General features: G+C 53.5%; 27 protein-coding genes and 1 riboswitch. Of the genes, 9 read left to right on the forward strand and 18 right to left on the reverse strand.

Features of this window, described 5'->3' with window-relative positions; all coding sequences use genetic code 11:
- Positions 1 to 100: 100 nt before the first annotated feature.
- Both BLQ99_RS09235 and BLQ99_RS09240 read right to left on the reverse strand, forming a co-directional pair.
- Complete coding sequence (locus BLQ99_RS09235) at positions 101 to 1,285, reverse strand: glycosyltransferase (protein WP_171904643.1); 1,185 nt, start codon at positions 1,283 to 1,285, stop codon at positions 101 to 103.
- A 22-nt stretch (positions 1,286 to 1,307) separates the two neighbouring features.
- Positions 1,308 to 2,186 (reverse strand): hemolytic protein HlpA-like protein, encoded by an 879-nt coding sequence (locus tag BLQ99_RS09240; protein ID WP_093690298.1) that lies wholly within the window; start codon positions 2,184 to 2,186, stop codon positions 1,308 to 1,310.
- Between BLQ99_RS09240 and BLQ99_RS09245 the strand changes: the two genes are divergently transcribed.
- Both BLQ99_RS09245 and BLQ99_RS09250 read left to right on the forward strand, forming a co-directional pair.
- Positions 2,146 to 3,663 carry a UDP-glucose dehydrogenase family protein gene (locus BLQ99_RS09245; RefSeq protein WP_245690396.1) on the forward strand — a complete coding sequence of 506 codons (1,518 nt, stop codon included), beginning with the start codon at positions 2,146 to 2,148 and terminating at the stop codon, positions 3,661 to 3,663. The genes BLQ99_RS09240 and BLQ99_RS09245 overlap by 41 nt on opposite strands.
- Positions 3,656 to 4,636: a UDP-glucuronic acid decarboxylase family protein gene (locus tag BLQ99_RS09250; protein WP_093690302.1), complete on the forward strand. Its 981-nt coding sequence runs from the start codon at positions 3,656 to 3,658 to the stop codon at positions 4,634 to 4,636. Before BLQ99_RS09245 ends, BLQ99_RS09250 begins: the two co-directional genes overlap by 8 nt.
- A 105-nt stretch (positions 4,637 to 4,741) precedes the next feature.
- Here the strand turns inward: BLQ99_RS09250 and BLQ99_RS09255 are convergent, their stop codons facing one another.
- The 16 genes from BLQ99_RS09255 to dnaA all read right to left on the reverse strand — a co-directional run bounded on the left by BLQ99_RS09255 (position 4,742) and on the right by dnaA (position 19,587).
- Complete coding sequence (locus BLQ99_RS09255) at positions 4,742 to 6,637, reverse strand: sensor histidine kinase (protein ID WP_093690304.1); 1,896 nt, start codon at positions 6,635 to 6,637, stop codon at positions 4,742 to 4,744.
- Complete coding sequence (locus BLQ99_RS09260; RefSeq protein ID WP_093690306.1) at positions 6,634 to 7,329, reverse strand: response regulator transcription factor; 696 nt, start codon at positions 7,327 to 7,329, stop codon at positions 6,634 to 6,636. The genes BLQ99_RS09255 and BLQ99_RS09260 overlap by 4 nt, the downstream gene beginning before the upstream one ends.
- A 125-nt stretch (positions 7,330 to 7,454) precedes the next feature.
- Entirely contained in the window at positions 7,455 to 7,844 is a 390-nt protein-coding gene (locus tag BLQ99_RS09265; protein ID WP_093690308.1) for a YckD family protein, read from the reverse strand.
- A 79-nt stretch (positions 7,845 to 7,923) separates the two neighbouring features.
- Entirely contained in the window at positions 7,924 to 9,999 is a 2,076-nt protein-coding gene (locus tag BLQ99_RS09270) for a heavy metal translocating P-type ATPase (RefSeq protein ID WP_483880754.1), read from the reverse strand.
- 103 nt (positions 10,000 to 10,102) lie between these two features.
- Positions 10,103 to 10,465: an ArsR/SmtB family transcription factor gene (locus BLQ99_RS09275; RefSeq protein ID WP_093690312.1), complete on the reverse strand. Its 363-nt coding sequence runs from the start codon at positions 10,463 to 10,465 to the stop codon at positions 10,103 to 10,105.
- A 79-nt stretch (positions 10,466 to 10,544) separates the two neighbouring features.
- Positions 10,545 to 10,919 (reverse strand): fluoride efflux transporter CrcB, encoded by a 375-nt coding sequence (gene crcB, locus BLQ99_RS09280; protein ID WP_093690314.1) that lies wholly within the window; start codon positions 10,917 to 10,919, stop codon positions 10,545 to 10,547.
- An 88-nt stretch (positions 10,920 to 11,007) separates the two neighbouring features.
- Complete coding sequence (locus BLQ99_RS09285; RefSeq protein WP_093690316.1) at positions 11,008 to 11,355, reverse strand: DUF190 domain-containing protein; 348 nt, start codon at positions 11,353 to 11,355, stop codon at positions 11,008 to 11,010.
- A 41-nt stretch (positions 11,356 to 11,396) separates the two neighbouring features.
- The gene (locus BLQ99_RS09290; RefSeq protein WP_093690318.1) at positions 11,397 to 11,819 is read right to left on the reverse strand and encodes a universal stress protein; all 423 of its coding nucleotides are present in this window, start codon (positions 11,817 to 11,819) and stop codon (positions 11,397 to 11,399) included.
- Positions 11,809 to 12,111 carry a hypothetical protein gene (locus BLQ99_RS09295; protein WP_216093654.1) on the reverse strand — a complete coding sequence of 101 codons (303 nt, stop codon included), beginning with the start codon at positions 12,109 to 12,111 and terminating at the stop codon, positions 11,809 to 11,811. The genes BLQ99_RS09290 and BLQ99_RS09295 overlap by 11 nt, the downstream gene beginning before the upstream one ends.
- A gap of 84 nt (positions 12,112 to 12,195) precedes the next feature.
- A riboswitch (Fluoride riboswitch) is annotated at positions 12,196 to 12,257 on the reverse strand.
- Positions 12,258 to 12,305: 48 nt separating this feature from the next.
- On the reverse strand, positions 12,306 to 14,219 hold the full coding sequence (gene gyrB, locus BLQ99_RS09300) for a DNA topoisomerase (ATP-hydrolyzing) subunit B (protein WP_093690320.1): 1,914 nt from the start codon (positions 14,217 to 14,219) through the stop codon (positions 12,306 to 12,308).
- A 105-nt stretch (positions 14,220 to 14,324) separates the two neighbouring features.
- Positions 14,325 to 14,585, reverse strand: a complete 261-nt coding sequence (gene remB / locus BLQ99_RS09305; RefSeq protein ID WP_093690322.1) for an extracellular matrix regulator RemB — start codon at positions 14,583 to 14,585, stop codon at positions 14,325 to 14,327.
- Positions 14,563 to 15,423 carry a DciA family protein gene (locus BLQ99_RS09310; RefSeq protein ID WP_093690324.1) on the reverse strand — a complete coding sequence of 287 codons (861 nt, stop codon included), beginning with the start codon at positions 15,421 to 15,423 and terminating at the stop codon, positions 14,563 to 14,565. Before BLQ99_RS09310 ends, remB begins: the two co-directional genes overlap by 23 nt.
- The gene (gene recF, locus BLQ99_RS09315) at positions 15,420 to 16,535 is read right to left on the reverse strand and encodes a DNA replication/repair protein RecF (RefSeq protein ID WP_093690326.1); all 1,116 of its coding nucleotides are present in this window, start codon (positions 16,533 to 16,535) and stop codon (positions 15,420 to 15,422) included. Before recF ends, BLQ99_RS09310 begins: the two co-directional genes overlap by 4 nt.
- A gap of 4 nt (positions 16,536 to 16,539) precedes the next feature.
- A complete protein-coding gene (locus BLQ99_RS09320) occupies positions 16,540 to 16,764 on the reverse strand; it encodes an RNA-binding S4 domain-containing protein (protein ID WP_093690328.1) in 225 nt (74 codons plus the stop codon).
- A gap of 10 nt (positions 16,765 to 16,774) precedes the next feature.
- Positions 16,775 to 17,899: a DNA polymerase III subunit beta gene (gene dnaN, locus BLQ99_RS09325; protein ID WP_093690330.1), complete on the reverse strand. Its 1,125-nt coding sequence runs from the start codon at positions 17,897 to 17,899 to the stop codon at positions 16,775 to 16,777.
- Positions 17,900 to 18,144: 245 nt separating this feature from the next.
- Positions 18,145 to 19,587 (reverse strand): chromosomal replication initiator protein DnaA, encoded by a 1,443-nt coding sequence (dnaA, locus tag BLQ99_RS09330; RefSeq protein WP_093690332.1) that lies wholly within the window; start codon positions 19,585 to 19,587, stop codon positions 18,145 to 18,147.
- Positions 19,588 to 20,125: 538 nt separating this feature from the next.
- On the opposite strand from dnaA, the gene rpmH reads away from it, so the two are divergent.
- The 7 genes from rpmH to mnmG all read left to right on the forward strand — a co-directional run bounded on the left by rpmH (position 20,126) and on the right by mnmG (position 25,538).
- Positions 20,126 to 20,260 (forward strand): 50S ribosomal protein L34, encoded by a 135-nt coding sequence (gene rpmH / locus BLQ99_RS09335; protein WP_093690334.1) that lies wholly within the window; start codon positions 20,126 to 20,128, stop codon positions 20,258 to 20,260.
- 67 nt (positions 20,261 to 20,327) lie between these two features.
- Positions 20,328 to 20,675 carry a ribonuclease P protein component gene (gene rnpA / locus BLQ99_RS09340; RefSeq protein ID WP_245690400.1) on the forward strand — a complete coding sequence of 116 codons (348 nt, stop codon included), beginning with the start codon at positions 20,328 to 20,330 and terminating at the stop codon, positions 20,673 to 20,675.
- Between the two features lie 7 nt (positions 20,676 to 20,682).
- Positions 20,683 to 20,892: a membrane protein insertion efficiency factor YidD gene (yidD, locus tag BLQ99_RS09345; protein WP_093690338.1), complete on the forward strand. Its 210-nt coding sequence runs from the start codon at positions 20,683 to 20,685 to the stop codon at positions 20,890 to 20,892.
- 18 nt (positions 20,893 to 20,910) lie between these two features.
- Positions 20,911 to 21,573 carry a YidC/Oxa1 family membrane protein insertase gene (locus BLQ99_RS09350; protein ID WP_093690340.1) on the forward strand — a complete coding sequence of 221 codons (663 nt, stop codon included), beginning with the start codon at positions 20,911 to 20,913 and terminating at the stop codon, positions 21,571 to 21,573.
- A 3-nt stretch (positions 21,574 to 21,576) separates the two neighbouring features.
- Complete coding sequence (jag, locus tag BLQ99_RS09355; protein WP_093690342.1) at positions 21,577 to 22,200, forward strand: RNA-binding cell elongation regulator Jag/EloR; 624 nt, start codon at positions 21,577 to 21,579, stop codon at positions 22,198 to 22,200.
- Positions 22,201 to 22,262: 62 nt separating this feature from the next.
- Positions 22,263 to 23,648, forward strand: coding sequence for a tRNA uridine-5-carboxymethylaminomethyl(34) synthesis GTPase MnmE (mnmE, locus tag BLQ99_RS09360; RefSeq protein ID WP_093690344.1), 1,386 nt, complete (start codon positions 22,263 to 22,265; stop codon positions 23,646 to 23,648).
- A 12-nt stretch (positions 23,649 to 23,660) separates the two neighbouring features.
- A complete protein-coding gene (gene mnmG, locus BLQ99_RS09365; RefSeq protein WP_093690346.1) occupies positions 23,661 to 25,538 on the forward strand; it encodes a tRNA uridine-5-carboxymethylaminomethyl(34) synthesis enzyme MnmG in 1,878 nt (625 codons plus the stop codon).
- The last annotated feature ends 1 nt before the right edge of the window (position 25,539 follow it).

The following is a 25,539-nucleotide window of genomic DNA, read 5'->3' on the forward strand; positions in this document are numbered from 1 at the left end:
TTGCCCCCTCCCATCGCCCGCATTGCCTTGTCCTTGCCGGTACCGGCGGCGGATACAGAGGATAAGGCAACGGCCGGCGCGAGTACCACGCCTGTGGCGCTTATCTCGCCGGCGCCGCCTTTTTCCCAAACAGCGCTATCGCCTCTTCAACCAGCTGACAGAAGGCTTGACCGTAGGCGGCGGTTAAACCGGCGGCCTGCAGCCTGGCCTCTGTTTCCCGCGCAGTGTCCGGACCAGGCCGGGAGACTGCCAGCAGTGCGGCCATTTTGGCAGCCAGGTCATGGGCATCGGTACGTTTAAAATAAATGCCGTATTCATGCTCCAGATGGACATCCAGGTCGGAAAGGATAAGGGGCTTGCCTAAGGCCCGGCACTCCTGCACGATAAGGCTTAACCCCTCAAACAGCGAAGGCTGCACGACAAACAGGCTGCGCCGGATAAGCTGAATTTGCTCGTGCCGGGGTATTTGCCCCAAAATGTGGACCAAATCGGGGACGCCCAGTTCTTTTATATACTGGTTTAATTCTTCCATATAGCCGGGATGGCGAAAATCGTCGGTCAATCCGGTGCAAACCAGATGAACCTCCTGCCCGGCCTGGCGCAAAAGGGCGATTGCCGCAAACAATAGCCGGTGATTTTTGTGGACCCAGAACTGGTTGCAGCAGAGGACAAACCGGTCCGGCAGGCAGTATTTCGCCTGGACCGCAGCCGGGTCGCCGGCATACCACGCTGCTTCCGGCGCTACCTTTAGAGGCAGCACTCTGGTCACGGCCTTCGAGTGGGGGAAAAAGCGCCAAAAGTCGCGTTCCACCGCCCGGCTGCTGCAAAAAACCAGGCGCGCCTTGTCGGCAATGCGGCGGCATAATTCATCCCGCAGCGCAATGTCCTGCTTAGAAAAAAAACCAGGCAAGTATTTGTGCTGAAAATCGTGAATCCATGATGCCGCACACCTACCGGGAAGCACATTGAAGCTGACGGGAAACAAGAAATCGATCTGGGTAAATAAATCGTCCCAATCCACGCAATGGATCAGCGGCAAATCAGTAGCGGCGGACGCTGCACCAATATCAGCCCCTATGTAGATAAGGCCGTCGAACAAGGCGGCAAACGGGCGGTAGCAAGCAAAGCCATCAAGCGTATCGTTAGTAATTACCAGAAAAAGTTGGGGCCGCTCCTCGCGCGGTAGGGATGCCAGCGCCTTAACATGCAGCTCCATATGGGAAACGCCGCCAAGCCAGCCTTTTCCGCCCACGACCGGAATGCCAACACGCAAATGTTTTAGCATACCCATTTTCCTCCTCGTCTTTTTACATTTCGCCGGTATTGTATAACTGCTGGGTAAAGTCGTCGGCCACCGTATCCCGCAGCATGAACGGCGGATGACGCAGCGGAAAATTCATCGGTTCGGTCGGTAGATTGGCAACCCGGGAACAGCAGTTGGTAGTATGGATCCCCTCGGCACCAAAACCGATGTTAGCCACCAGGTTAACATTTGGAATGATGGTAAGGCTGTTTTGGCTCCAGCAGGTAAAAACCCACTGGTAATCCCAGGTGTTAACATAGCCGCGGTAGGTTAGTTCAAAAATGCGGTACCAATAAGCGGCAGCCGCCCTATCGCTCAGGACGGACGCCAGCCAGCCGCCGCCGGCCACCTCGGGCCAGAGGACCATGCCCACATCGTAATACTGCCAGGCACGCCGCCACGTTGCCCAACCCCAACAGTGGACACAGCGGGAAAAGTAGTAGCTGTAACCGGTCCGCCGCCGGCCAAACTGAAAGTTGCAGCCGGAAATTGTCATAATGCGTTTATCATCCCGGTAATGCTCCAATAGTTCCTGGCAATACCGGAAGAAAGACGGGTGGGGCAAGGTATCATGCTCGAGAATGATGGCTTCATCTACCGTGCTGAAAACCCAGTCCAGCCCGGTTGCCATCCTGATCTTGCAGCCCAAGTTCACGTCCGCATAATTGGTCAGGACCTCGCAGTCCCAGTCGACTTGATCGATAATGGCCCGGGTAGCGGCGCATTTTGCACCGTCGGCCGGCTGCCCAACCCGCGGACCGTCGGCAACTACCAGTAGTTTCGCCGGTTTGGCCTGACGGATTTGTTCAAAAACCCGCGTCGTCGTGTCAGGTCGGTTGAAAATGAAAAACGCCACTGGCGTTGTTAACGAAAAATCATCCATACTGCACCTCCGGCAAATCCTCAGTCCTCCTACCATCTTATTCAACCGCTGCACAGGTGTGAGCGGAGTAACCCTTCACCACCCTGGTGAATACGATGAACTGAGTGATAAAAAGATTTTTGCCGTCAGGAGCGTTATTATGAAGATTGCTGTCGTGGGAACAGGATATGTCGGGTTGGTGGCGGGCGCCTGCTTTGCTGAGATAGGCAACACAGTGTGGTGTGTCGATAAGGATGAGGCGAAAATCACTAACTTGGAGGCCGGCCTTTTGCCGATCTATGAACCGGGCCTGCCGGAAATGGTAGCGAAAAACGTAGCCAACGGCCGGCTTCATTTTTCAGCCGCCTTGCAGCCGGCGCTGGCACAAGCAGAGCTCTGCTTCATTACGGTCGGTACACCGCCGCGGGCCGATGGGGCGGCCGATTTGTCCCAGGTCTATACCGTCGCCCAGGAAATCGGACAACTGCTTGACCATCACCTGATTGTGGTCAATAAGTCTACGGTACCGGTAGGTACGGCGGAGATAGTACGAAGCATTATTGCCCAGGAGCTAAAGCGGCGCGGTCAGGAAAACGTAACGTTTGCGGTAGTTTCGAACCCGGAGTTTCTTCGAGAAGGCAGAGCGATCAACGATTTTATGCGTCCTGACCGGGTGGTTATTGGCACTGATAGTAATGAGGCCGCGAAAATAATGAAGGAATTATATCAACCTATTGTGCGCGACCAGCACCCGCTATTGATAATGGACATAAAATCCGCCGAACTCACAAAGTATGCCGCCAACGCCATGCTAGCCACCCGTATCAGCTTTATGAACGAAATCGCCCGCTTGTGCGATAAGGTTGGCGCCGATGTGAACCGCGTCAGGCAGGGAATGGGAGCCGACGGTCGGATCGGCCTGCAGTTTCTGGATGCCGGCGCCGGTTACGGCGGATCGTGTTTTCCAAAAGACGTGAAAGAACTCATTCATACTGGGCGCAAATATGGCCTGGAAATGGCCATTATCCAGGCCGTGGATCAGGTAAATGAACGCCAGAAACACTATCTGGCGGAGATGATTGGCCGCTATTTTGGTGACAATCTGGCGCAGAAAAAATTTGCTCTCTGGGGCTTGGCGTTTAAGCCCGAAACGGACGATATCCGCGAAGCGCCGGCGCTGGCCATTATTAGGTCGCTTGTGCACCGGGGGGCCACCATAACGGCCTATGATCCGCAGGCCATCCCGCAGGCTAAAGTGGCGTTGACCGGTTGCGGCGGCCGGCTTTTTTACGCCGAAAACAAGATGGCCGCCCTTGACGACGCTGACGCCCTTATTCTCGTCACCGAATGGCAAGAGTTTACCCAGCCTGATTTTGCCGAAATGAAACGCCGGCTACGGCAACCGCTTATATTTGACGGCCGCAACCAGTACGACCCGGTCGGGATGGCGGCCTTAGGCTTTGAGTATTACTGCATTGGGAGGGGCTATTGTGTCTAAACGCATCCTGATCACCGGCGGCGCCGGCTTCATCGGCTCCCATTTATGCAGGCGGCTGCTCAGTCAAGGACACCAAGTGATCTGTCTGGACAATTTTTCTACCGGGTCAGAAGCTAACGTAGCTGACCTTTTTAACATTCCCCGGTTTACGCTGATCAACCAGGATGTGGCTACGCCCCTAAATCTTGAAATAGACGAAATTTACAACCTGGCCTGTCCGGCCAGTCCGCCCCATTACCAAACTGACCCGATCCGGACGATTAAGACCAACATCCTGGGAACAATGCACATGCTGGGGCTCGCCCTTTCCCAGGAGGCGAAAATGCTGCAAGCCTCGACGTCGGAAGTGTACGGCGACCCGCTCGTTCACCCCCAGCGGGAGGACTACTGGGGAAACGTCAATCCCATCGGTAAACGCAGTTGCTACGACGAAGGCAAGCGCTGCGCCGAAACGCTGTGTTTCGAGTATCAGCGCCAGTATGGCCTGGATATAAAAATTGTCCGCATTTTTAATACCTATGGCCCGAATATGCACCCCGAGGACGGGCGGGTAATAAGTAACTTTATCGTGCAGGCGCTAAAAGAGGAAGATCTTACCATCTACGGAACTGGCGACCAAACCCGATCGTTCTGTTACATCACCGATCTGGTCGACGGCCTCGTGCGCATGATGGCTACCGAAAAAGGGTTTATTGGCCCGGTTAATCTCGGCAATCCGGACGAATTTACCATCCTTGAACTGGCCAAAAAAGTGCTGCAGCTTACAGACGCCCGCTCCCGGCTTGTTTTCCGTCCGCTGCCACCTGACGACCCTCAGCGGCGCCGGCCTGACATTTCGCTGGCAAGGAGCAAACTTGGCTGGCAACCGTCGGTATCGCTCGATGACGGCCTGAGGGCAACCATCGCCTATTTCCGCCGCCGGCTGGGCGTAAGCGCCAATACGGATCTTTTTGCCTTTCGCCAAATCTTTTAAAGCCGCCAAACGCCGCCAGGGCCGGAAGATTATTACCGCCAATATAGAAGCCTCGTCACAAAAAAAAGCGTCTACCCTTCCCAGGCAGACGCTTAATTATTTATTTTAATTAATCCTTTTTTCAAGCGGGAACCGGATGGTAAACACCGTGCCTTCGCCAGGGCGGCTGGTCACGTCTACCTTAGCGCCGTGCAGCTCGATGATCTGTCTGGCAATAGCCAGGCCCAGACCGGTGCCGCTGCTGGCCCGTGATTTATCCCCTTTATAGAACCGTTCCCAGATATACGGCAAGTCCTCCGGCGCAATGCCTGTGCCGGTGTCGGCGACGGTCAGCACTTCCTCCCCGTCTTGTACCGTAAGGTCAATGTTGATCCGGCCGCCTGGGGGCGTAAACTTAAGGGCATTGTCCACCAGAATGAGCGCCAGCTGGGTCAGCCGGTCGCCGTCGCCCTGGATGGGCGGTACGCCGGGTGCCACGGAGGCGGCCAGTGCCACCCCTTTTTCCTCGCTGCGCGGTTTTAGCAGGGTAACGACATTATCGACAATTTCGGCCAACGATACCTCTTCAATATCAAGCGTAAGGCCATTCGCCTGCAGCCGGCTTAAATCAAGCAGATCGGCGATAAGCTTTTCCAGGCGCAAAATTTCTTCGCCCATAACCCGGTGGTATTTCTTTACCAGCGCCGGATCGGTGATGGTGCCGTCCTGGAGCGCCTGATTGTAGCCGTGCATGATCGTGAGCGGCGTCCGCAGTTCATGCGACACGTTGGCTACAAAGTCCCGCCGCATTTTATCCAGCTGCTCCATCCGGCGCACATATTCTTCCATATCTTGGGCCAGAGCGTTCAATGACTGCCCCAAATCGCCAACTTCATCCCGGCTGGTTACTCGGATCCTGGTGGTATAATCGCCGCGCGCCATCGCCGCCGCCGTTTGCTGCATGGCCCGTAATGGCTGTACGATGCCGCCTGCCAGATAGCCGGACAGCAAGGCAGCTAACAAGATGGCCGCCAGACCGGCGATACCAATGTAATAATAGATTTTTTGCAAAAACCCGTTGATATCGTCAAGCGGAGCATTAACCATGACTGTGCCGCTAATTGTCCCGTCTGTTCGTTTAAGCGGCACGGCAACCATCAGCATGTTTTCTTCATAGTAAGGGTGATAGTAAGTTTTGGCCCAGGTTTTGCCGCTATTTTCTTTTATCTCCTGGATAAGCCCCGCCATCCCCTTTATGTCGGCAAGGCTGACAGCCGCGGTGCTACTTTGCTGCCGCCCCTTCCCCACATCGAGTACGATGGGATTGTCCGCATTTTTCCCGGCCTGGAGACTCGCGTCAGTAGACGCTGACGGTTGGCTTGCCGGCGGCTGGATCGTTTGCGCCTGGCTATTGCCAGACGCAGCAAGCCGCCCCCGCATACCCATGCCAGAACTGGCCTGCTGCCAGTTGCCCATTTCCATGCTGCTTGGGCCACAATTTTCTTCGCCGTCCCACCTGGGTTGACTTTGCGCACCGGCCGACAGTTTACCGGCAAGGTTTTCCTGGTCTGGTTGTTGCTCTCGCTGCTGGCTTGGCTGCCGTAATTGCCATAGCGGACCCATCCGCTGCCGGAGAATGCCAGGGAGGTCACTATTTTCCCTCATCCGCATCGGGCTGGGCTTTATTCCTGCCGCTGGCCTACGCTTGCCATAGCCGTCACTGGGCCGTTCTTCGGACACTGTCACCAGATTGAGGTCATTGTCCACCACCCATATCCGGGCATCCAAAAAGCTATCGGCGCTGTTGACGAAATCGTGCAGTTGACTGTGCGTGATGCGCCCGTCAAAGTAATTGTTGACCACCCGGGCCATTTCATAGGCTTTGTCCGTCAATTCGCGCCGCTTCGCGTTAACAAAATAATCGCGAATCAGCACCGACCCACCTACGGTCACGCCCGTCAATACCACGATAACAACGGCCATAAAGCTAATCAGCAGTTTATATTTCAGGGAAAATTTCATTTTCGCACCTCAAACTTGTAACCAATGCCCCATACTGTTTTAATATCCCACGGCGAATGCGGGCCAACCCCCAGCTTCTTGCGCAAGCGCTTCACATGCGTGTCTACCGTACGGGTATCGCCGCAGTAGCTATAATCCCATACTAATTCCAAAAGCTGCTCCCGTGACAATACCTTGCCGGCATGGGAGGCAAGCTGCCATAATACTTCCCTTTCTTTATTGGCCAACGCAACCGGCTTACCAAACGCAATGACCGTGTGCTCGGCCATGTTTATTTCCAGTTCCGGAAAACGGAGAATATCTGCCTGCGTATACTGCTGCGGGGCGGCAGTACGGCGGAGAATGGCTTTGACGCGGGCGACCACTTCTTTGGGATTGAAAGGTTTTGTCACATAGTCGTCAGCGCCGATTTCCAGTCCCATGATCCGGTCATCGTCCTCCGTCCGGGAGGTTAACATGATAATTGGTACAGTCGAATATTTACGGATTTGCTGGCAAACCTCAAAGCCATCAAGAACCGGCATCATAATATCAAGAATAACGATATCCGGCTTAACCTGTTCTACTTTAATCAGGGCCTCGGCCCCATTGGCGGCTTCGGCGACCGTAAATCCTGCCTGCGTAAAATAGATAGCTAAGAGCTCCCGGATTTGTTTCTCGTCGTCGACAATCAATACCGTTTTCCCGGTCACAAACTCCCCCCTCCCGCGACCGTTTACTTTCACTATACCATAGCTGTCATTATGGCAAAAGAGTCTGACCGCGCTACCGGCGACAGACTCTTTTTACCTTAGGTTAGTTTTTGCTTATTGTCATATTAACGTTGCGCAGGGGCAATCGGGGCCATCATGCCACCGCGCATTCCCATGCCGGGCCCCATCATGCCGCGCATTCCCATGCCGCAGCCGGGATACGCACCGTCAGTAATATGCTGCTCCATGGCGGCAATCATCTGATCGGCCTGGGCCTGGGTAATCCAGCCCCACTCGACCTGTTTGGCCAGCATTTGCTTTCTGAGCTCCAGCATTTGTTTACCCCAGTCGGCGATCTGCGCTTTTTGTTCATCGGTCAGGTTAGCAGCATTGGCGCCATACCAGGGGCAGTACCACCCAGCCGGACCCGGACCTTGCCCCGGCGCGGCGAGAACCGACCCGGCAAAGGCGACAACCAGCAGGGCCACCAGGGTAAATAGAACGACTTTTTTCATATTCTCAGCCTCCTTGAATTTTGTTTGCTTTTATTATATTCAGCATTTATGGCCAAAATAGGGACAAATTCGGAACAAATTAGGAACTTTGCTGTCCAGCCCTCTGCTGTGGTTTTACCTGCAAGAGCCGCAGACTGTTAAGTGTGACCAGGATGGATGCGCCCATATCGGCCAGAATCGCCAGCCATAGCGTCAGCCAGCCGGGAAATACGGCCAGCACCGCTATCGCTTTAATTACAAGGGAAAAGGTGATGTTCTGCCGAATGACCGCCAACGCTTTGCGGCTTAAACGAATAAGAAAAGGCAGTTTGCTCAGATCGTCGGCCATAAGGACGATATCCGCCGTTTCAAGAGCCGTATCCGTGCCGGCGCCGCCCATCGCAACGCCTACCGTGGACAAGGCTAGCGCCGGGGCATCGTTAATGCCGTCGCCAACCATGGCTACTTGGCCGTATTTATTAAGCAGTTCCTGCACGGCCGTCATTTTCTCCTGCGGTAATAGTTCGGCCCGGAATTCGTCCACGCCTACCCGCGCGGCCATCGCTTGCGCAGCCAAGGTGTTATCACCAGTCAACATGATGGTATGCCGGATACCCGCCTGTTTTAGCGCGGCGATTGTAGCGGCGCTATTGTCGCGCACCGCGTCAGCCACGGCGATAACGCCTAAGATAGTATCTTGGGTCCCCATGATCATAACCGTTTTACCTTCACCCTGCAAACGCTTGACGGCCTCGGCCATCGGGGCTATGGACAGACCCAATTCGGCAAACAGGCGCGGGTTGCCGATATAAACCGCCTGCCCGTCGACCGTGCCGCGGGCGCCGCTGCCGGTAATGGCTACGAAATCTTCTACCGGCTGAATGGGTAATCCTTTGGCCTCTGCCGCCCGCATGATGGCGACAGCCAGAGGATGCTCCGACCGGGCCTCTATGTCAGCAGCCAGTTTCAACAGGTTATCTTCCGGCCGTCCCCCGACGGAAACAATATCGGTGACGACCGGCTCGCCCTTGGTCAGTGTTCCTGTCTTGTCGAAGGCGATGGCCGAAAGTGTTCCCATTGCTTCCAAGTATATGCCGCCTTTAATGAGAACGCCGTTTTTCGCCGCGTTGGCGATGGCGCTGACAATCGCCACCGGTGTAGACACGACCAGGGCACAGGGACAAGAAACTACCATGAGCGCCAGTCCCCGATAAATCCATGACATCCATTCGTAGCCGAAAAACAGGGGAGGAATAAAAACGATACCTACAGCCAGCGCCATGACGATGGGTGTATAGACGGCGGCAAACTTATCGACAAAGGCCTGGGACGGCGCCCGCTGTCCCTGGGCCTCCTCCACCATGTTAATAATTTTGGCAATGGTCGTGTCCTGGACCAGTTTGGTGACCCGGACTTCCAGCGAGCCGTGTATATTGAGCGTGCCGGCGAAGACCTCGGCGCCGGGGCCTTTTTCGACCGGGATGGATTCGCCGGTGATTGCCGCCTGGTTGACCGCGGATTGACCTTTGATAATCACTCCGTCCATGGCGATTTTCTCGCCCGGACGGATAATCATGATGTCGCCGACCGTAATTTCTTCAACCGGTATTTCCACTTCGGCCGCGCCGCGCCGGATCCGGGCCGCTTTCGGCATAATATCCATCAGGTCGCGGATGGAGCGGCGGGCACTTTCCATTGTCCAGGCTTCGAGCATTTCCGAGATGGCGTACAGAAAGGCGACCGAGGCGCCTTCTTCATACTGGCCGATCGCCAAAGCGCCGATAGCGGCCAGGCTCATGAGGACGCTCATGTTAAAACTGCCGCGCGGCAGCGAGCGGGCCGCCTTCTGGAAATTGCCCCAGCCGCCCAGCACCATGGCCGCTATATACAGCGGAATAAAAACCATGGCCGAACCGCCCAGCTTCTCTACGCCATAGGCTATGGCCAGCGTTAAACCGGAAGCTACAGCCCGGCGGCGCTCCCAGTGAATTTTAGGCCGAACGGCTGCCTGCGGTTTTTGGTCGAAAACGGGGTGGACAGTATAATTGTGTTTGACTGCCAGTTGCCGAATGGCTTCTATGTCGCTAGCCCCTTCAACAACGAGTTTATTGGTCATGAAATTAACTTTCGCCCTGGTTACACCAGGGAGAGCCGCTACGTCTTTTTCAAACTTCACGGCGCAATCCAGTCAGGTAAAGCCCGTGACTTGAAACACCATTGTCCCGGCTTGCGCCGCGCCCGCTGCCTGCGTCACCGTTATCATCCTCTCTTTTTGTCATTTATTCGTGTTTGACATGCTCAATACCCTGCGCCAAGAGGGTAGCAATATGCTCATCGTTGAGCGAATACCAGGCCATTTTGCCTTCTTTGCGAAATTTGACCAACCGGGCGTTTCTGAGCAGCCGCAGCTGATGGGAGACGGCCGACTGCCCCATGCCAACGACCGCGGCGATATCGCACACGCACAGTTCCCGTTTTGCTAGAATCTGTAAAATTTTTACCCGGGTCGTATCCCCTAAAATTTTAAACAGGTCGGCCACCCGCTGGGCGTCCTCATCGGCAATGATCTCCGCTTTCGCCAGACATATGACCTGGGGATGCTCACACAACTCCTCACATACATCGCACTCGCATGGCTTCATCGTTATACCCCCAATATATGAATATATGTTCATATATATTATATAAAAAAAGATACCTGAAAGCAATCAGGCTTCTGTCTTAAAATAATTTCGCCAGGCTGATGCCTGTCCAGGTGGCAAAGAAACCCAGCACGAAATTAGCAATGATATTATACAGGGCAAAGGTCATTTGACCATTATTGATCAGCTTAATTGTCTCATAACTAAAAGACGAAAAAGTCGTAAGCCCCCCGATAAAGCCGACCGTCACGAGCAGCCGCCAATATGGGCTTACGATGATGCGTTCCGTCACCAGTGACATGAACAGGCCGATAATAAAACAGCCGACAACATTTACGATCAAAGTGCCATAAGGAAAATCCGCCCCCCATCTTTGGGCGGTCCAGTCGGAAACAAGGTAGCGCATAGTTGCTCCGATGCTTCCACCGAGCGCAACTAAGAATATTTTCAGCATCTATTACACCTCTTTTGCTACGTTAAGCCTAAAATTAGCTTCTTACTATTATCTATCCTAAAAATCGGCGTTTCATTTGTTGGCATGATCATCTTTTCAGCTCTTTATGCCCGTATTTTATTATCTCTACGTCATCAAGCGTAACAAGCCCTTCCGTAACGACTTCATCAAGAAACGGTAGAATTTTATTGATGTATTCCTCACTATCGACGATTTCGATAAGGATAGGCAAGTCGTCCGATAAATCGACGATGCGTGCCGTGTGAATCCTGCTGTTGGCGCCATAGCCCATTATGCCTCGAAATACCGTCGCTCCTGCCAGATCCAATTCCTTAGCTTTTAAAACAATGGCATGATACAAAGACTTTCCGTTATACCGGTCGGTTTCGCCGATATAAATGCGAAGCCGTTTTGCCTGTCCAGTGATTTTCGGCATGACGCTAACCTCCGTTTTATATTCCGTTTAAATATATTTTACTACTTAACGACCAGCACCGGTACTTGCGAGTAAGAAACTACTTTTTGCGCCACACTGCCGATAACCAGGTTTTTGAAGCCCCCCATCCCCCGCGTTCCCGTGACAATGAGGTCAGCCTTCTTTTCAAAAGCGTACTTGACGATGCTTTCCGCGGGATGACCTCTTAAAAGTTCCGTCTTTACCGGTACGCCATATTCTTCCCCATATTTGCGGACTTTTTCCAGCATTGGTTGGTAGTGCTTCTCGGCATAGGCGTAAAATTCGTCGATTTCACTGATGGTCGGACTAAACTCCGGTGGCTTGACGACGGTGACGGCGATAACCTCAGCGCCAAACTTGGCCGACATGGCTACCGCCCATTCTAACCCTTTCTGGCTCTGCTTCGAGCCGTCATAAGCGACAACGATTTTCTTAACGTCCATCTTCCGCGCTCCTTTCCAATTGCCCTCTTATAACAGGTATATGCTCTGGCTGAGCAGTATCTTCTGCGTCACCAGGAACAGGAAAGAAAAACTTTTGGGCAATTACCGTCGGTATCACGGCGCTTAGGATGACTGCCGCCACCAGCACACTATACTGATTAACGTCGATATAATTATTAGATAGGCCGTAAAGAGCGGAAATCGTGCCGAACGTTAGCCCGGTACTCATCAGCAGGGTGGTATAAATACCTGTTCTACTACGGTACCGGAATATCCTGGTGGCGGGCAGCACGCCGATTTCTCCATCTTGTAATTAAAAGAATTTAAGGACGGTGTTCACCGCCGTATAAAAGCAAAAAAATCCTACCAACTCTATCTCCTGGTAGGAGTCATCACCGCTTACGCGGACTTATGGCAAGCTCCATCGCCCCTAATTTAAATATAGGGAATAATAAAACAGCCCTTTCCGGGCTGTTTTATTATTCCCTATATATCCAAGTTTCTTACTTCCTTGGCGTGCTCCTCAATAAACTTGCGCCGCGGTTCTACTTTGTCGCCCATGAGGATGGAGAAAATCTCGTCGGCGGCCATGGCATCTTCCAGGGTAACCTGGAGAATGGTGCGGTTTTCGGGGTTCATGGTTGTTTCCCATAGCTGGTCGGGATTCATTTCCCCCAGGCCCTTATACCGCTGTACGGTAATACCGTCGCGACCGATGCGGGTCAGCAGGCGGTTAAGTTCATCATCGCTATATAAGTACCAGTGTTCGCGCCCTTTTTTCACCAAGTAGAGCGGCGGTTGGGCGATGTAGACATGGCCGGCGGTGATTAAGGGCTGCATATAGCGGTAGAAAAAGGTGAGCAGCAGGGTACGGATATGGGCGCCGTCCACGTCGGCGTCGGTCATGATGATGATTTTGCCGTAGCGGGCCTTCTCAATGTCAAAGTCTTCGCCAATCCCGCTGCCAACGGCGGTAACGATCGCCCGGATTTCTTCGTTGTTCAGAATTTTATCCAGTCTGGCCTTTTCCACGTTAAGGATTTTGCCGCGCAAGGGGAGAATGGCCTGGAACCGCCGGTCGCGCCCCTGCTTGGCACTACCGCCGGCGCTGTCGCCTTCCACCAGGTAAATCTCGGCCTGCGCCGGATCTTTGACTGTGCAGTCGGCGAGTTTTCCGGGCAAGGAGCTCACTTCCAGGGCGTTTTTGCGGCGGGTGAGTTCGCGCGCCTTGCGCGCCGCCTCGCGGGCCCGGGAGGCCAGCAGCGCCTTTTCGATGATTTTGCGGGTGATGCCTGGGTTTTCCTCAAAAAATTCGCTCAAACCTTCGCTGACGATGGCGTCGACAATGCCGCGCACTTCGCTGTTGCCCAGTTTGGTTTTGGTCTGGCCTTCAAACTGCGGTTCGCGGATTTTGACGCTGATGACGGCCGTCAAGCCTTCGCGCACATCATCGCCGCTTAAATTTTCCTCATTCTCTTTCAGCATGTTTAATTTACGGGCAAAATCGTTGATGGCCCGGGTAAGGGCGATTTTAAAGCCGCTGAGATGGGTGCCGCCTTCCTGGGTATTGATGTTATTGACAAACGAAAAGATATTCTCCACATAACCGTCATTATACTGAAAAGCGATTTCGACCACGGTCGTGTCGCGGCTGCCGCTCAAATATACCGGTTCGGGATGGAGAACGTCTTTATTTTTATTTAAGTGCTCGACAAACGAAACAATACCGCCCTCATACTGAAATTCCTTGCGCGTATCCGTCCGCTCATCGGTAAGGGTAATACTGATGCCGCGATTCAAAAACGCCAGTTCGCGCAAACGCTGCTTTAGGGTATCAAAATTAAAGACCGTGTCCTCAAAAATTTCCCCGTCCGGCTTAAACCTTACTGTCGTGCCGGTTTCATTGGTGGCGCCAATAACCTTGAGACCTGAGACGGTACGGCCCCGTTCAAACCGCATGTGGTGGATTTTACCGTCCCGCTTGACCTCCACTTCCAGCCATTCACTGAGGGCATTGACGACCGAAACGCCCACGCCATGAAGACCACCCGAAACTTTATACCCCTCGCCACCAAATTTGCCGCCGGCATGGAGGACGGTTAACACGACTTCTACCGCCGGCTTGCCCACCTCATGCATTTCCACCGGGATGCCGCGGCCGTTGTCGATGACGGTAATACTGTTGTCTTTATGGATGATGACGTCTACTTTGGTGCAGTAACCGGCCAGCGCTTCGTCAATGCTGTTATCCACTACTTCATAAACCAAATGGTGCAGACCGCGCGCCGAGGTACTGCCTATATACATGCCCGGACGCTTGCGGACCGCCTCCAGCCCTTCTAGCACCTGTATCTGCTGGGCTCCGTAGTTGCCGTTAACCGTTGTGCCGTTTGTATTCATTTCTTACCTCCTCTTAGCCAGGCTGACCGGTCAATGAAAAAAACAAAAAGAGGTTGTTCAAAAAGCAGAGACTTTTTCAACAGCCTCGACCGGGTCATCACCAATTTATTCTTCCTCTTCGTCCACGTCAAAGAGGTAACCGGCCCGTTTTTTTAGCGTCAGCGAGGAAATAGCCGACAAGTAGACGACCTTATCGGTTACGACAAAACTTTTCGGACTGCCCTCGGATATATCGACAATCATATTTTCCTCGCGCATGGTGCGAAGAAACTCGTCATTCACCGGCGAGCGGGAAAATTTAAGGTCACCGATGGCGATAACGCTTTTTAGGGGGATTACCGTGTCACCCCCCAGGTGTAAAAACATACTGGTTCCTCCCGATTTTCTCTATTTCGCGGGCAATCATTCCTTGATCAAGATCCTGCGGTCGCTGGCCGGTGGCCAGCATGACCACCGTAGCCGCCGTCAGTTTGTCTGCTTGCCCGGACTTGACATTAGCCAGCAGTTTATTGATAAGATGTTTTTTCGCCTGGTAGTATTCGTAAGCCGAACAGGGAAAATACTCTTTTAGTTCGGTATACGTCAGCCAAGGCGCTTCCTGTAAAATGCCGGTAATCTCCCGCTGCCGGCGATCCTTCTCGGCAATGCCGCAGGCGACGCAATATTTATGCTCCGGCCGGCAAAGCACGCCGCACCCGGCGCAGGGACGCCAACCGCTGAGCCGCTTGAGTTTGGTATAGGCAAAATCTTTTAAGAGTAGCCTGAGCAGGCAGCTGCGCAACTGTTCGTCCGCGATCGCCGTCACCATTTCCTGCGCCTTCTTTACTTCGTCGGCCTCCAGGCGGATGGCCCGCAGTTTATAAGCCAAGGGCGGTTCTTCCTGAATTTCGCCGTTTTCATCATAATTCGGGCAATCTTTGAAATATCCTGCCTGAAAGCGAATGGCGACGATGACTTTGTCGCCGAGAAAGGCATTGATTTTGTCAAGCAAAACCTGCTTCATGGTGGAGAGATGGTGGCTCCAGACCGAACTAGTCACTACCAGAATAAGGGTGCCGCGTTCCACCGCGGCCGGCCGGGCATGGGCGGCAATATCGTCGCCCACGATTTCGCGCCAGTGATAAATGACCGACTGGGCTTTGAATTTCTTCGCCAAACCTAGTTTTTCCAAGGTAGGCCCAATGGTCTCCCCAAGCCTTATCATGGCGTCACTTCCCTTACGGCGCCACCGGCGACCTGATAGTATTGCCCGGACAGATCATCCGGAAAATACTTGGCGTCGGTGGCCGTGATAAAAGTCTGAATCCGTTCACGGATGAAATAGAGCAGGTGACTGCGCCGCTCCTCGTCCAGTTCGCTCATGACGTCGTCGAGTAAAAGCAGCGGGTATTCGCCGGTTTCGGATTTAATGAATTCCAATTCCGCGAGCTTAAGCGCCAGCGCCCCGGTCCGCTGCTGGCCCTGGGAGCCAAAGACGCGCAGGTCATGGCCATTGACGGCCAGCAGCAAATCATCGCGGTGGGGGCCGATCGTTGTCGTACCGCGGGCAATATCCTCAGCCCGCCGCGCCGTGAGCTGCCGGCGGTACCACTCACTGGAAAGCGGCTTTGGGGCCTCGTCATCCGGATGCAGATAAGGCTGGTAGTAGCTAAGCGACAAATTTTCTTTACTGGCGGTAATGCGGCGATGCATCAAGTTGGCCAACATGGCCAGCTTCCGCACCGCCTCAAAACGTTTGCCGACCAAAAACGCGGCGCCGGCGGCCAGCTGTTCGTCCCAGGCGTCAATTAGGTCGGCCTTGGCCTCCCTTTCGCGCACTTTTTTTAATAAGCTGTTGCGTTGCTGCACAACCCGGTTATATTGGATAAGCGCGCGGTAGTAGGCGCGGCTGACCTGGGAAATCTCGCCGTCCAAAAAGCGGCGGCGCAGCGCCGGCGCCCCTTTGACCAGCTGCAAATCCTCGGGCGAAAACAAAACGGCGTTGAGCGTACCGACCAGTTCCCGCTGTTTGATGGGGTGCCCATTATGTAGTATTTCCTTATTTTGGCTGGGTATAAGACGGATGGCCAATTTGTGCTCTACTTCTTGCTTGGTAAAAGCAATTTCCACTAGCGCGGCCCCTTGCCCCCACCGTACCAGCTCGTTATCAACGGCGGTGCGATGGGAACGTCCCATCGCACCAAGATATAAAGCTTCGAGAATATTGGTTTTGCCTTGGGCATTGCGGCCGATAAAAATATTAATGTTGCGGGCAAATTCTAAGGTTAAACCGGCGTAATTGCGAAAATTCCTCAAAACTAGCCGGGTTACCCGCATAATGTCACCTGTCGGAGCCAGCGACCACTTTCCATACCGCCACACCTTCAATTTCCACCACATCGCCGGGGTGGATTTTTTTGCGCCGTTCGCTTACCACTGTGCCGTTTACGCGTATCTTTCCCGCTTCAACCCAAAATTTCGCCTGACCGCCTGTTTCAATTACTCCCTGCCATTTAAGGAGTTGATCAAGCTGAATGGCGGGTGGTTTTATGGAAATTTCTTCCATGAAAATCCTCCTAGCTTGTCCGCACCGGGGTTATTACATAGGTATAATTTTCATCGTCCACCGGTTTTATGCAAGCCGGGCTGAGCGGAGTATTAAGGGAGAACCTTAGCAGTTCACTGTCGATGTTTTTGATAATGTCAAGAACATACCGGGCGTTGAAGGCAATGTCAATTTCGTTGCCGGTCATCGTTGCGCCCACCATCTCGCAAGCTTTGCCCACGTCGGGATTGTTCGAGGTAATGATAATATGGTCGGGCTTAAACGAAAACTTGATAATATTGTAATCACCGTCTTTAGCCAAGAGCGCCACCCGTTCGACGGCCGCCCCAAACTGGTCGGTGTTAATTTCCGCAACCGTCGCGAAATTGGTAGGAATAACCTTGTTATAGTCAGGGAACTGGCCTTCGATAATGCGGGCAATGATATAGACATTATCAAATTCAAAGGAAACCTGATTTTTATGCCACGATACTTTTACATCCATTGGCACTTCGGAAACCAGCAGACGGGCGACCTCAGCCAGAAATTTCGCGGGAATAATCATTTTGACTTTGCTGTTTATGCCAGGCTGGCCAAAAGCGTCGAGCACGTCTTTCTTCAGGGCCAACCGGTGCGTATTGGTCGCGACCATGCGGATGCCAAGCTCGTCGGCTTCCAACAGTCCGCCGGTAAAAATCGGCCGGGCTTCGTCGGTAGCACAGGCGAAAACCGTCTTTTTGATCAGTTCGCGCAGAATATTGTCTTTTACCGTAAACGACTGATCGCTGCTCAGCGGTTTTAAGACCGGAAATTCTTCGGCCGGCAGACTGAGAAGGTTGAACTGGGCCGAAGCGGAGGCAATCCGAATGGTCCGGTCTTCCGTATTTGAGGCAATTTCGACCGTTTCGCCGGGAAGACGCCGGACCAGTTCCTGAAAATAACGGCCCGACAAAACAATGGCGCCCGGTTTTTCCACCTGGGCTTCAATCGAGCAGCTGATGCCGATTTCATAGTCGGTTGCTTGCAGCTGCAGGCGGTTGTCCTGGGCGGCAAGGTAAATGCCGGTGAGAATGGGCAGGGGGTTTTTGGTGGCGACCGCTTTTTGCACCGTTTGTACCGCATGGTTAAGCAGGTCTTTCCGACAGGTTATTTTCATTGTTCGGCCTCCTAAAATGTTGGTATAAGAATACGGTTTAAATCATAGAATCATAGAATAGCCGTATTCGTAGTAGGCGCTGTCGATATGTTGAAAAAGAGGGTAAATGCTTGTCGAAAAAGGATAGTGTGTGTTAATAAAATGTCGATAAAGTACAAAGCCTGTATCCACAAATTCACATTTTTAGCTGGGGAAAAATTTATTCACAAACCGTTGACAGCTTACGCACCTACTTATGCACAGCTTTATGCACTTTCGATGCGTTTAATAAGTTCTTTGATGGTATTATTAAGCTTAGGGTCCTCATTGCGTTCGCGGCTGATTTTTTCGTTGGCATGAATGACGGTAGTATGATCCCGGCCGCCAAAGACTTCGCCGATGCGCGGCAACGACGTGTCGGTCAGCTCGCGGCAGAGATACATGGCGATTTGGCGGGGATAGGCCACATTGCGGGTCCGTTTCTTCGCCAACAGGTCTTCTTTTTTGATTTTGAAATAGGAGCACACCACGTCGAGGACCAGTTCGGGCGTGATTTGCTTGGGTTTGCCGTGGGGAAAAATGTCCTTAAGGGCTTCGGTAGCCAGGTTGATATCGATGGGCTGATTGGTCAGCGAAGCGTAGGCCATTACCCGGATGAGGGCGCCTTCCAGTTCGCGGATGTTGTTGTCGATGCGGCTGGCGATGTAGACCATGACATCATTGGGTATATTAAGGTTTTCCAGCATCGCCTTTTTGCGCAGAATAGCAATGCGCGTTTCCAGGTCGGGCGGCTGAATGTCGGTGATGAGGCCCCACTCAAAGCGCGAGCGCAGCCGGTCCTCCAAGGTTTGAATCTCCCGCGGCGGCCGGTCGCTGGAAATAATAATCTGTTTGCTGGCTTCATGGAGGGTGTTGAAAGTATGGAAAAACTCCTCCTGGGTCCGTTCCTTATTAGAGAGGAATTGAATGTCGTCTACCAGCAGCACGTCGATGTTGCGGTATTTTTGCCGGAACAACTCCGGATTACCGTCGCGGATGGAACTGATCAATTCGTTGGTAAATTTCTCACTGGAAATGTAGAGCACTTTCAGGTGCGGGTGGTTTTGCCGGATGCGATGGCCAATGGCATGCATGAGATGAGTCTTGCCCAAACCGACGCCGCCATAGAGAAATAAGGGGTTGTACACTTGCGCCGGCACTTCGGCCACGGCCAAGGCGGCTGCGTGGGCAAAGCGGTTGGAATTGCCGATAACAAACGTTTCAAAAACATATTTCGGATTAAGATTGGTCGGCGGGTCCTCGTTGACGGTAATGCGCAGCGGAGTTGTCTCCGGCTTGGCGGCCGGAGCGGGCGATGGGGCGGCAGGCGGGAGGGAAGTATCTTTTGGCGCATCGTCGGTACGGGTAACGGCTGTTTCCGTGGCAATTGCTTCTTCCAGAGTATCGGCGTTTTCGTCCATGTTGATAAAACGGACGTCAATCGGCCGCTGCAAAATGGTTGATACAGTTCGGCTGATGAGGCCGGCGTAGCGTGTTTCTACCCATTCTTTGACAAACTGTTTGGGCACGCCGATTTCAAGGGTCGAATCGACTAATCCTAACGGCAGCATCGATGACTTGACCCAATTGTCAAAAATCGGCCTGGCAATCTCTTTTTGCACCATGGATAGCACCTGTTCCCAGAGAGCCGCCAGTTGCGATGGATTCATTAGCCTCAACCCTTTCTTTATAAATACGGACTATTGACCGCCGCACTACTGAAAAAATTAACAAAGAAATTATCCGCGCAACATAACTTATCCACATAGTTATACACAAATGTTGATAACTTGAACAAAACCGGCCCATTTAGCCGAAAAAAAAGACGGCAGCGGAGAAAAAGCGCTCCACAGTCGTTATGTTTACAGGGTTGGTGAAGATATTCACTGTTGTGGATAACTCTGTTAATAACTTGGGGAATATGTGAATAAAATCGAAAAATATGTATATAACTGCAAGAGTAAGCTAAAAATGTGGATAAGTACACACTTTTTATATTAACAAATGCGCGGGGAGTTATCAACAATTATTTTCCCTATTCACCAAAGTCTGCCCATTTGCCGACAAATTTATCCACAGGGCGACACGGCAATTTTCTTGACACTGACCCTGGTCTATTCTATAATCTAAATAGTTGTACTCTCATGATGTAGCATGGCTCATTCTGCTTATTCGGCAGCAGTTCAGTCTCTTAAGGAGGTGTAATAGATGAAGCGCACTTACCAACCCAACACGCTGTGGCGAAAAAGAACCCATGGGTTTCGGGCCCGCATGAAAACCAGAGGCGGTCGTCTCGTTTTAAAGAGAAGACGTGCCAGAGGCAGAAAGAGATTATCTGCATAGTAGGCCGCCATATGTGGCCTATTTTTTCCATATGGACAGTTTAGAGCAGCAGAGATGATTAAATGTGATGTATAAACTAAGTAAGGGCGGCATCCTGCGCAAGAATAAAAATTTTCAGACCGTGTACAAGCTAGGCAAGTCATATGCCAACCGGCTGCTCGTGCTGTACGTCAAGCCTAACCGGGAAGGGCTGCGCCGGGCCGGCTTTGTTACCGGCAAACGCCTGGGCGGTGCGGTCGTCCGCAACCGGGCGCGACGGTTGATGAAGGAAGCTTACCGCTTAAATCAGCATCAGCTGACCACCGGTGTCGATATGGTGTTTATTGCCCGCCAGCCGATTGTCAAAGCCGATTTTGCCGCAGTGAGCAAAGCCCTGCTTGAGTTATGCGGTAAAGCTCAGTTATTTAATAAGTAGTCTTACGATGTTAAAACGCTTATTTATTTTTTTAATCCGCCTTTACCAGAAATTTCTATCACCGCTAAAACCTCCGTCTTGCCGGTTTGTACCCACCTGTTCGGAATACGCTGCCCAGGCGATCGCAAAATACGGACTCGTTAAAGGTGGCTGGAAGGCCGTGCGGCGCCTCTTGCGCTGTCATCCTTTCCATCCCGGAGGGTATGATCCTGTCTGATCCATACTTTGCGTGTGAATGAGGAGTGACTTTACTTTGGATTTTTTGAGCAATATCATGCAGACAGCCCTTACATACGCCTATAACCTTACGGCGGCTCTGGGGGTTGCCAATTATGGTGTGGCGATTATTCTGCTGACCATAGTGATTAAGATTGCCCTGTATCCGCTCACGGCCAAACAAGTAACATCCATGAAGGCTATGCAGGAATTGCAGCCGAAGATTAAGGAACTCCAGGAGAAGTATAAAGGCAATCCGGAAAAACTGAATAAAGAATTGGCCGTCCTGTATAAGGAATCGGGGGTCAATCCTTTTTCCGGCTGCCTGCCGCTCTTGGTGCAAATGCCAATCCTCATCGCCATCTTTTTCGCCATCCGGGATTACAAATATCTTCACCAACCTGGTTTTTTGTGGATGAAAGACCTGGCCCAGCCCGATCCGACCTATATTCTGCCTGTTCTGGCGGCGGCGACAACCTGGATTCAGCAGAAACAGACCATGACGGATGCGACGCAGCAGAACAAGATGATGATGATTTTTATGCCGCTGTTTATTGGCTATATTAGCTTATCGTTTCCAGGCGGCCTGGTATTGTATTGGGTGGTCAGCAATATTGTGCAGATTATCCAGCAATGGTGGATGTACCGGAAACCGGCGACAGTACAAGGGGAGGCTCGCTAATCTATGACTGCGGTAGAAAAATCGGGCAAAACAATCGAAGAAGCGATAGAGCTCGCCCGAGCCGAACTTGGCGTTGGACCTGACCGTATCGAATTTGAGGTGTTGGAACAGCCGAGCAAAGGGTTATTTGGCTTCATTGGCGGCAGACCGGCGCGCGTGCGGGTATGGCTGAAGAAAATTGACCCGGTCGCGGTCGCCAGGGATTTTCTGCAAAATGTGTTCAAAGCCATGCGGCTTGAGGTATGTATTGAGAAGATGACCCAGGATGGCCAGGTCATTCTTAATATGCGCGGCGAAGATTTAGGCGTGCTAATCGGTAAGCACGGCCAGACGCTGGATGCGCTGCAATATCTGACCAATTTGGCCGCCAATAAGGATGCCGAGGAGAAGGTCCGCATTATCCTCGACGTCGAAGACTATCGCAAGCGTCGGGCCGAGACGCTGACCAATTTGGCGAAACGGGTGGCCGAACGGGTTAAACGCCGCGGCGAGCGGGTGACGCTGGAGCCCATGACACCGCATGAACGCAAGATTATCCACATGGCGCTGCAGCATGATCACCGCATTGTTACTTACAGCGAAGGCGAAGAGCCGTATCGCAAAGTCGTGATTGCGTTAAAAAAGTAGATTTTGGTGCATGATAAAGCCCAGTAAGGAATTTACTGGGTTTTAATGTTGAGGTGGCAACGATGTATCAGGAGGACACTATAAGTGCGGTCGCCACGGCCGTCGGAGAAGGCGGGATCGGTATTATCCGCCTCAGCGGACCCCAGGCCCTGAAGGTAGCTGATGCGCTGTTTCGCGGCGTCCGAGGGCGGCGGGCGAGCGATGTGGCCAGCCATACCGTGGCCTATGGGCGGATCGTCGACCCGGCAACGGAGACGGTAGTCGACGAAGTGCTGCTGCTGGTTATGCGGGCGCCCCGTTCCTATACGCGCGAGGATGTGGTGGAAATTCACTGCCACGGCGGGCCGGCGCCGCTGCGGAAAATTCTGGACCTAACCCTGGCCCATGGCGCTCGCTTGGCCGAGCCCGGGGAGTTTACCAAACGCGCGTTTTTAAACGGCCGGCTGGATTTGGCCCAGGCCGAGGCGGTCATCGATATCATCCGGGCCAAAACCGACGCGTCGCTGCGCATGGCGGTGAATCATCTCGCCGGTGGCCTGTCGGCCCAAATCCGCACCTTGCGGGACGATATTCTGGCGATGATCGCCCATTTGGAAGCGGCCATTGATTTTCCCGAGGAAGATATTGAGGAATTGGCCGCCGAGCAGGCCGCGGCCGGGATTAACGGTTTGCTGGCGGCCATTGATAAACTCTTGGCCACCGCTCAGACGGGCCGCATCCTGCGGGAAGGGCTGGAGACGGTCATTATCGGCAAGCCCAATGTCGGAAAGTCGAGTCTTTTAAACGCGCTACTCCGGGAAAAACGGGCGATCGTAACCGACATCCCGGGTACTACCCGCGATATTATCGAAGAGTATGTCAATATCCGCGGCGTGCCGCTGAAGATTGTCGACACGGCCGGCATCCGTGAGACCACCGATTTGGTCGAGAAAATCGGCGTCGAGCGGGCGCAGGAAATCATGCGGCGCGCCGATCTGGTCCTCTTGGTTCTTGACGCGTCTGCGCCGCTGTCGGCAGAAGACCGGCAGGTGCTGGACATGCTTCAGCAGCAGCAAGTTATTGTCCTAATCAATAAAACCGATTTGCCGGTGCGGCTGGAACTGGACGAAGTGACGGCGCGCATGGCCGGGCGCCGGGTGCTGCGCATTTCCGTCCTGGAGGGAACCGGTCTGGACGAACTGGAGCAGGCGATCGTGGATATGGTTTACGCCGGCAAAGCGGCACCGTCGGACAGCGCCTTTGTCAGCAATGTGCGTCACGCCGCTGCCTTGCGCCAGGCGCGCCAGCACCTGGCCGATGCGCTGGCTACCACTAGCGCCGGTATGCCGCCTGACTTTGTCGTCATTGATCTGCGGGCCGCCTGGGAGAAACTGGGTGAAATCACCGGGGAGACGGTGGGTGACGATATCATCGACCAGATCTTCGCCCGGTTCTGCATCGGTAAATAGGGGGTGAAGGATTTGTTTACGGCAGGCTCCTATGATGTTATCGTAATCGGCGCCGGCCATGCCGGCTGTGAGGCGGCGCTGGCGGCAGCCCGGATGGGCTGCCGCACGCTGCTGACTACCCTTAATCTGGACAATATTGCCATGATGCCCTGCAATCCCGCCGTAGGGGGGCCAGCGAAAGGCCACCTGGTGAGAGAGATTGACGCCTTGGGCGGCGAGATGGGGATTAATACCGACAAGACGGCGATCCAGATGCGCATGCTTAACACCGGCAAGGGGCCGGCGGTCCATGCCTTGCGGGCCCAGGCCGACAAGCGGCTGTATCAGACGTTGATGAAAGAGACGCTGGAAAACCAACCCAATCTCGATGTCAAGCAGCTGCTTATTGAGAAAATCCTGGTTGAAGGCGGACGGGTGACCGGGGTGGCGACCGAGACCGGCGAAGTCTATGCCTGTCAATGCGCCATTATCGCTACCGGCACCTATTTGCGCGGCAAAATCATTATCGGCGAAGTGGCTTATCCTGGCGGGCCCAACGGGCAGCGGCCGGCGGAAAAACTAACCGAAAGTTTAAGCGCGCTGGGCATCCGGCTGATGCGGTTTAAAACCGGCACTCCGGCCCGCGTTGACCGCCGTTCGCTCGATTTTAGCAAAATGATTATTCAGCCCGGCGACGAGGAAGTCCATAACTTTTCGTTTATGAGCGACATTGCCACGCGGGCGCAAGTGCCGTGCTGGCTGACTTATACCAATGAAAAGACCCATGAAATCATCCGCGCCAACCTCCACCGGGCACCGCTCTACACCGGTTTGATTGAAGGGACCGGTCCCCGCTACTGCCCTTCGATTGAGGACAAGGTGGTTCGGTTTGCGGAGAAGCCGGCTCATCAGTTGTTTATCGAGCCCGAGGGTCTGCACACTAACGAGATGTATGTGCAGGGCATGTCTACCAGTCTGCCGGTCGATGTCCAGTATGCCTTTTTGCGCACTATTCCTGGCTTGGAAAATGTCCAGATTATGCGGCCCGGCTATGCCATCGAGTATGACTGCATCGACCCGACCCAACTGTTGCCGACGCTGGAGTTTAAAGAAATTAAGGGGCTATATTCGGCCGGCCAGGCTAACGGTACCTCCGGGTATGAGGAAGCGGCCGCCCAGGGCATTATCGCCGGGATTAACGCCGCTTTGGCCGTGCAGGCGAGACCTCCCTTCGTATTGACCCGGGCGGAAGCCTATATTGGCGTGCTCATCGACGACCTGGTGACGAAAGGCACCAATGAGCCGTACCGCATTATGACCTCCCGGGCCGAGTACCGCTTAATCTTGCGTCAGGACAACGCCGATTTGCGTCTTACCGAAAAGGGGCGGCAGATCGGTCTGGTCACCGATGAGCGCTACAAACGCTTTTGCGAAAAGCGGGACGCTATCGAGCGCACCCTCACTTACCTGAAAAACACGCCTGTCACCCCCAGCCCCCAGGTGCAGGCGAAACTGGCGGCCATGGGTTCGGCCGAACTGCGTACCGGCGCTACTTTATACGACCTCTTAAAGCGCACCGAGATTACCTACGAATTACTCGGTGAGCACTTTGTCGTGCCGGAACTTCCGGCGGCGGTGCGTGAGCAGGTGGAAATCGCCGTCAAGTATGAAGGATATATCAAGAAACAGATTGAGCAGGTGGAACGGGCGGCCAAACTGGAGGCCAACCGCCTGCCGGACGATATCGATTATGAACAGATTGCCGGCCTGTCGCGGGAAGCGCGGCAGAAACTGAACAAAATCCGGCCGCTATCGGTAGGACAGGCGGCGCGGATTTCCGGCGTATCGCCGGCCGATATTTCCATCCTCATGGTTTACTTGGAACAGTGGCGGCGGCGCAAGGGGGAATAAG

This window comes from Sporolituus thermophilus DSM 23256, from assembly GCF_900102435.1.
GTDB classification, from domain to species: domain Bacteria; phylum Bacillota; class Negativicutes; order Sporomusales; family Thermosinaceae; genus Thermosinus; species Thermosinus thermophilus.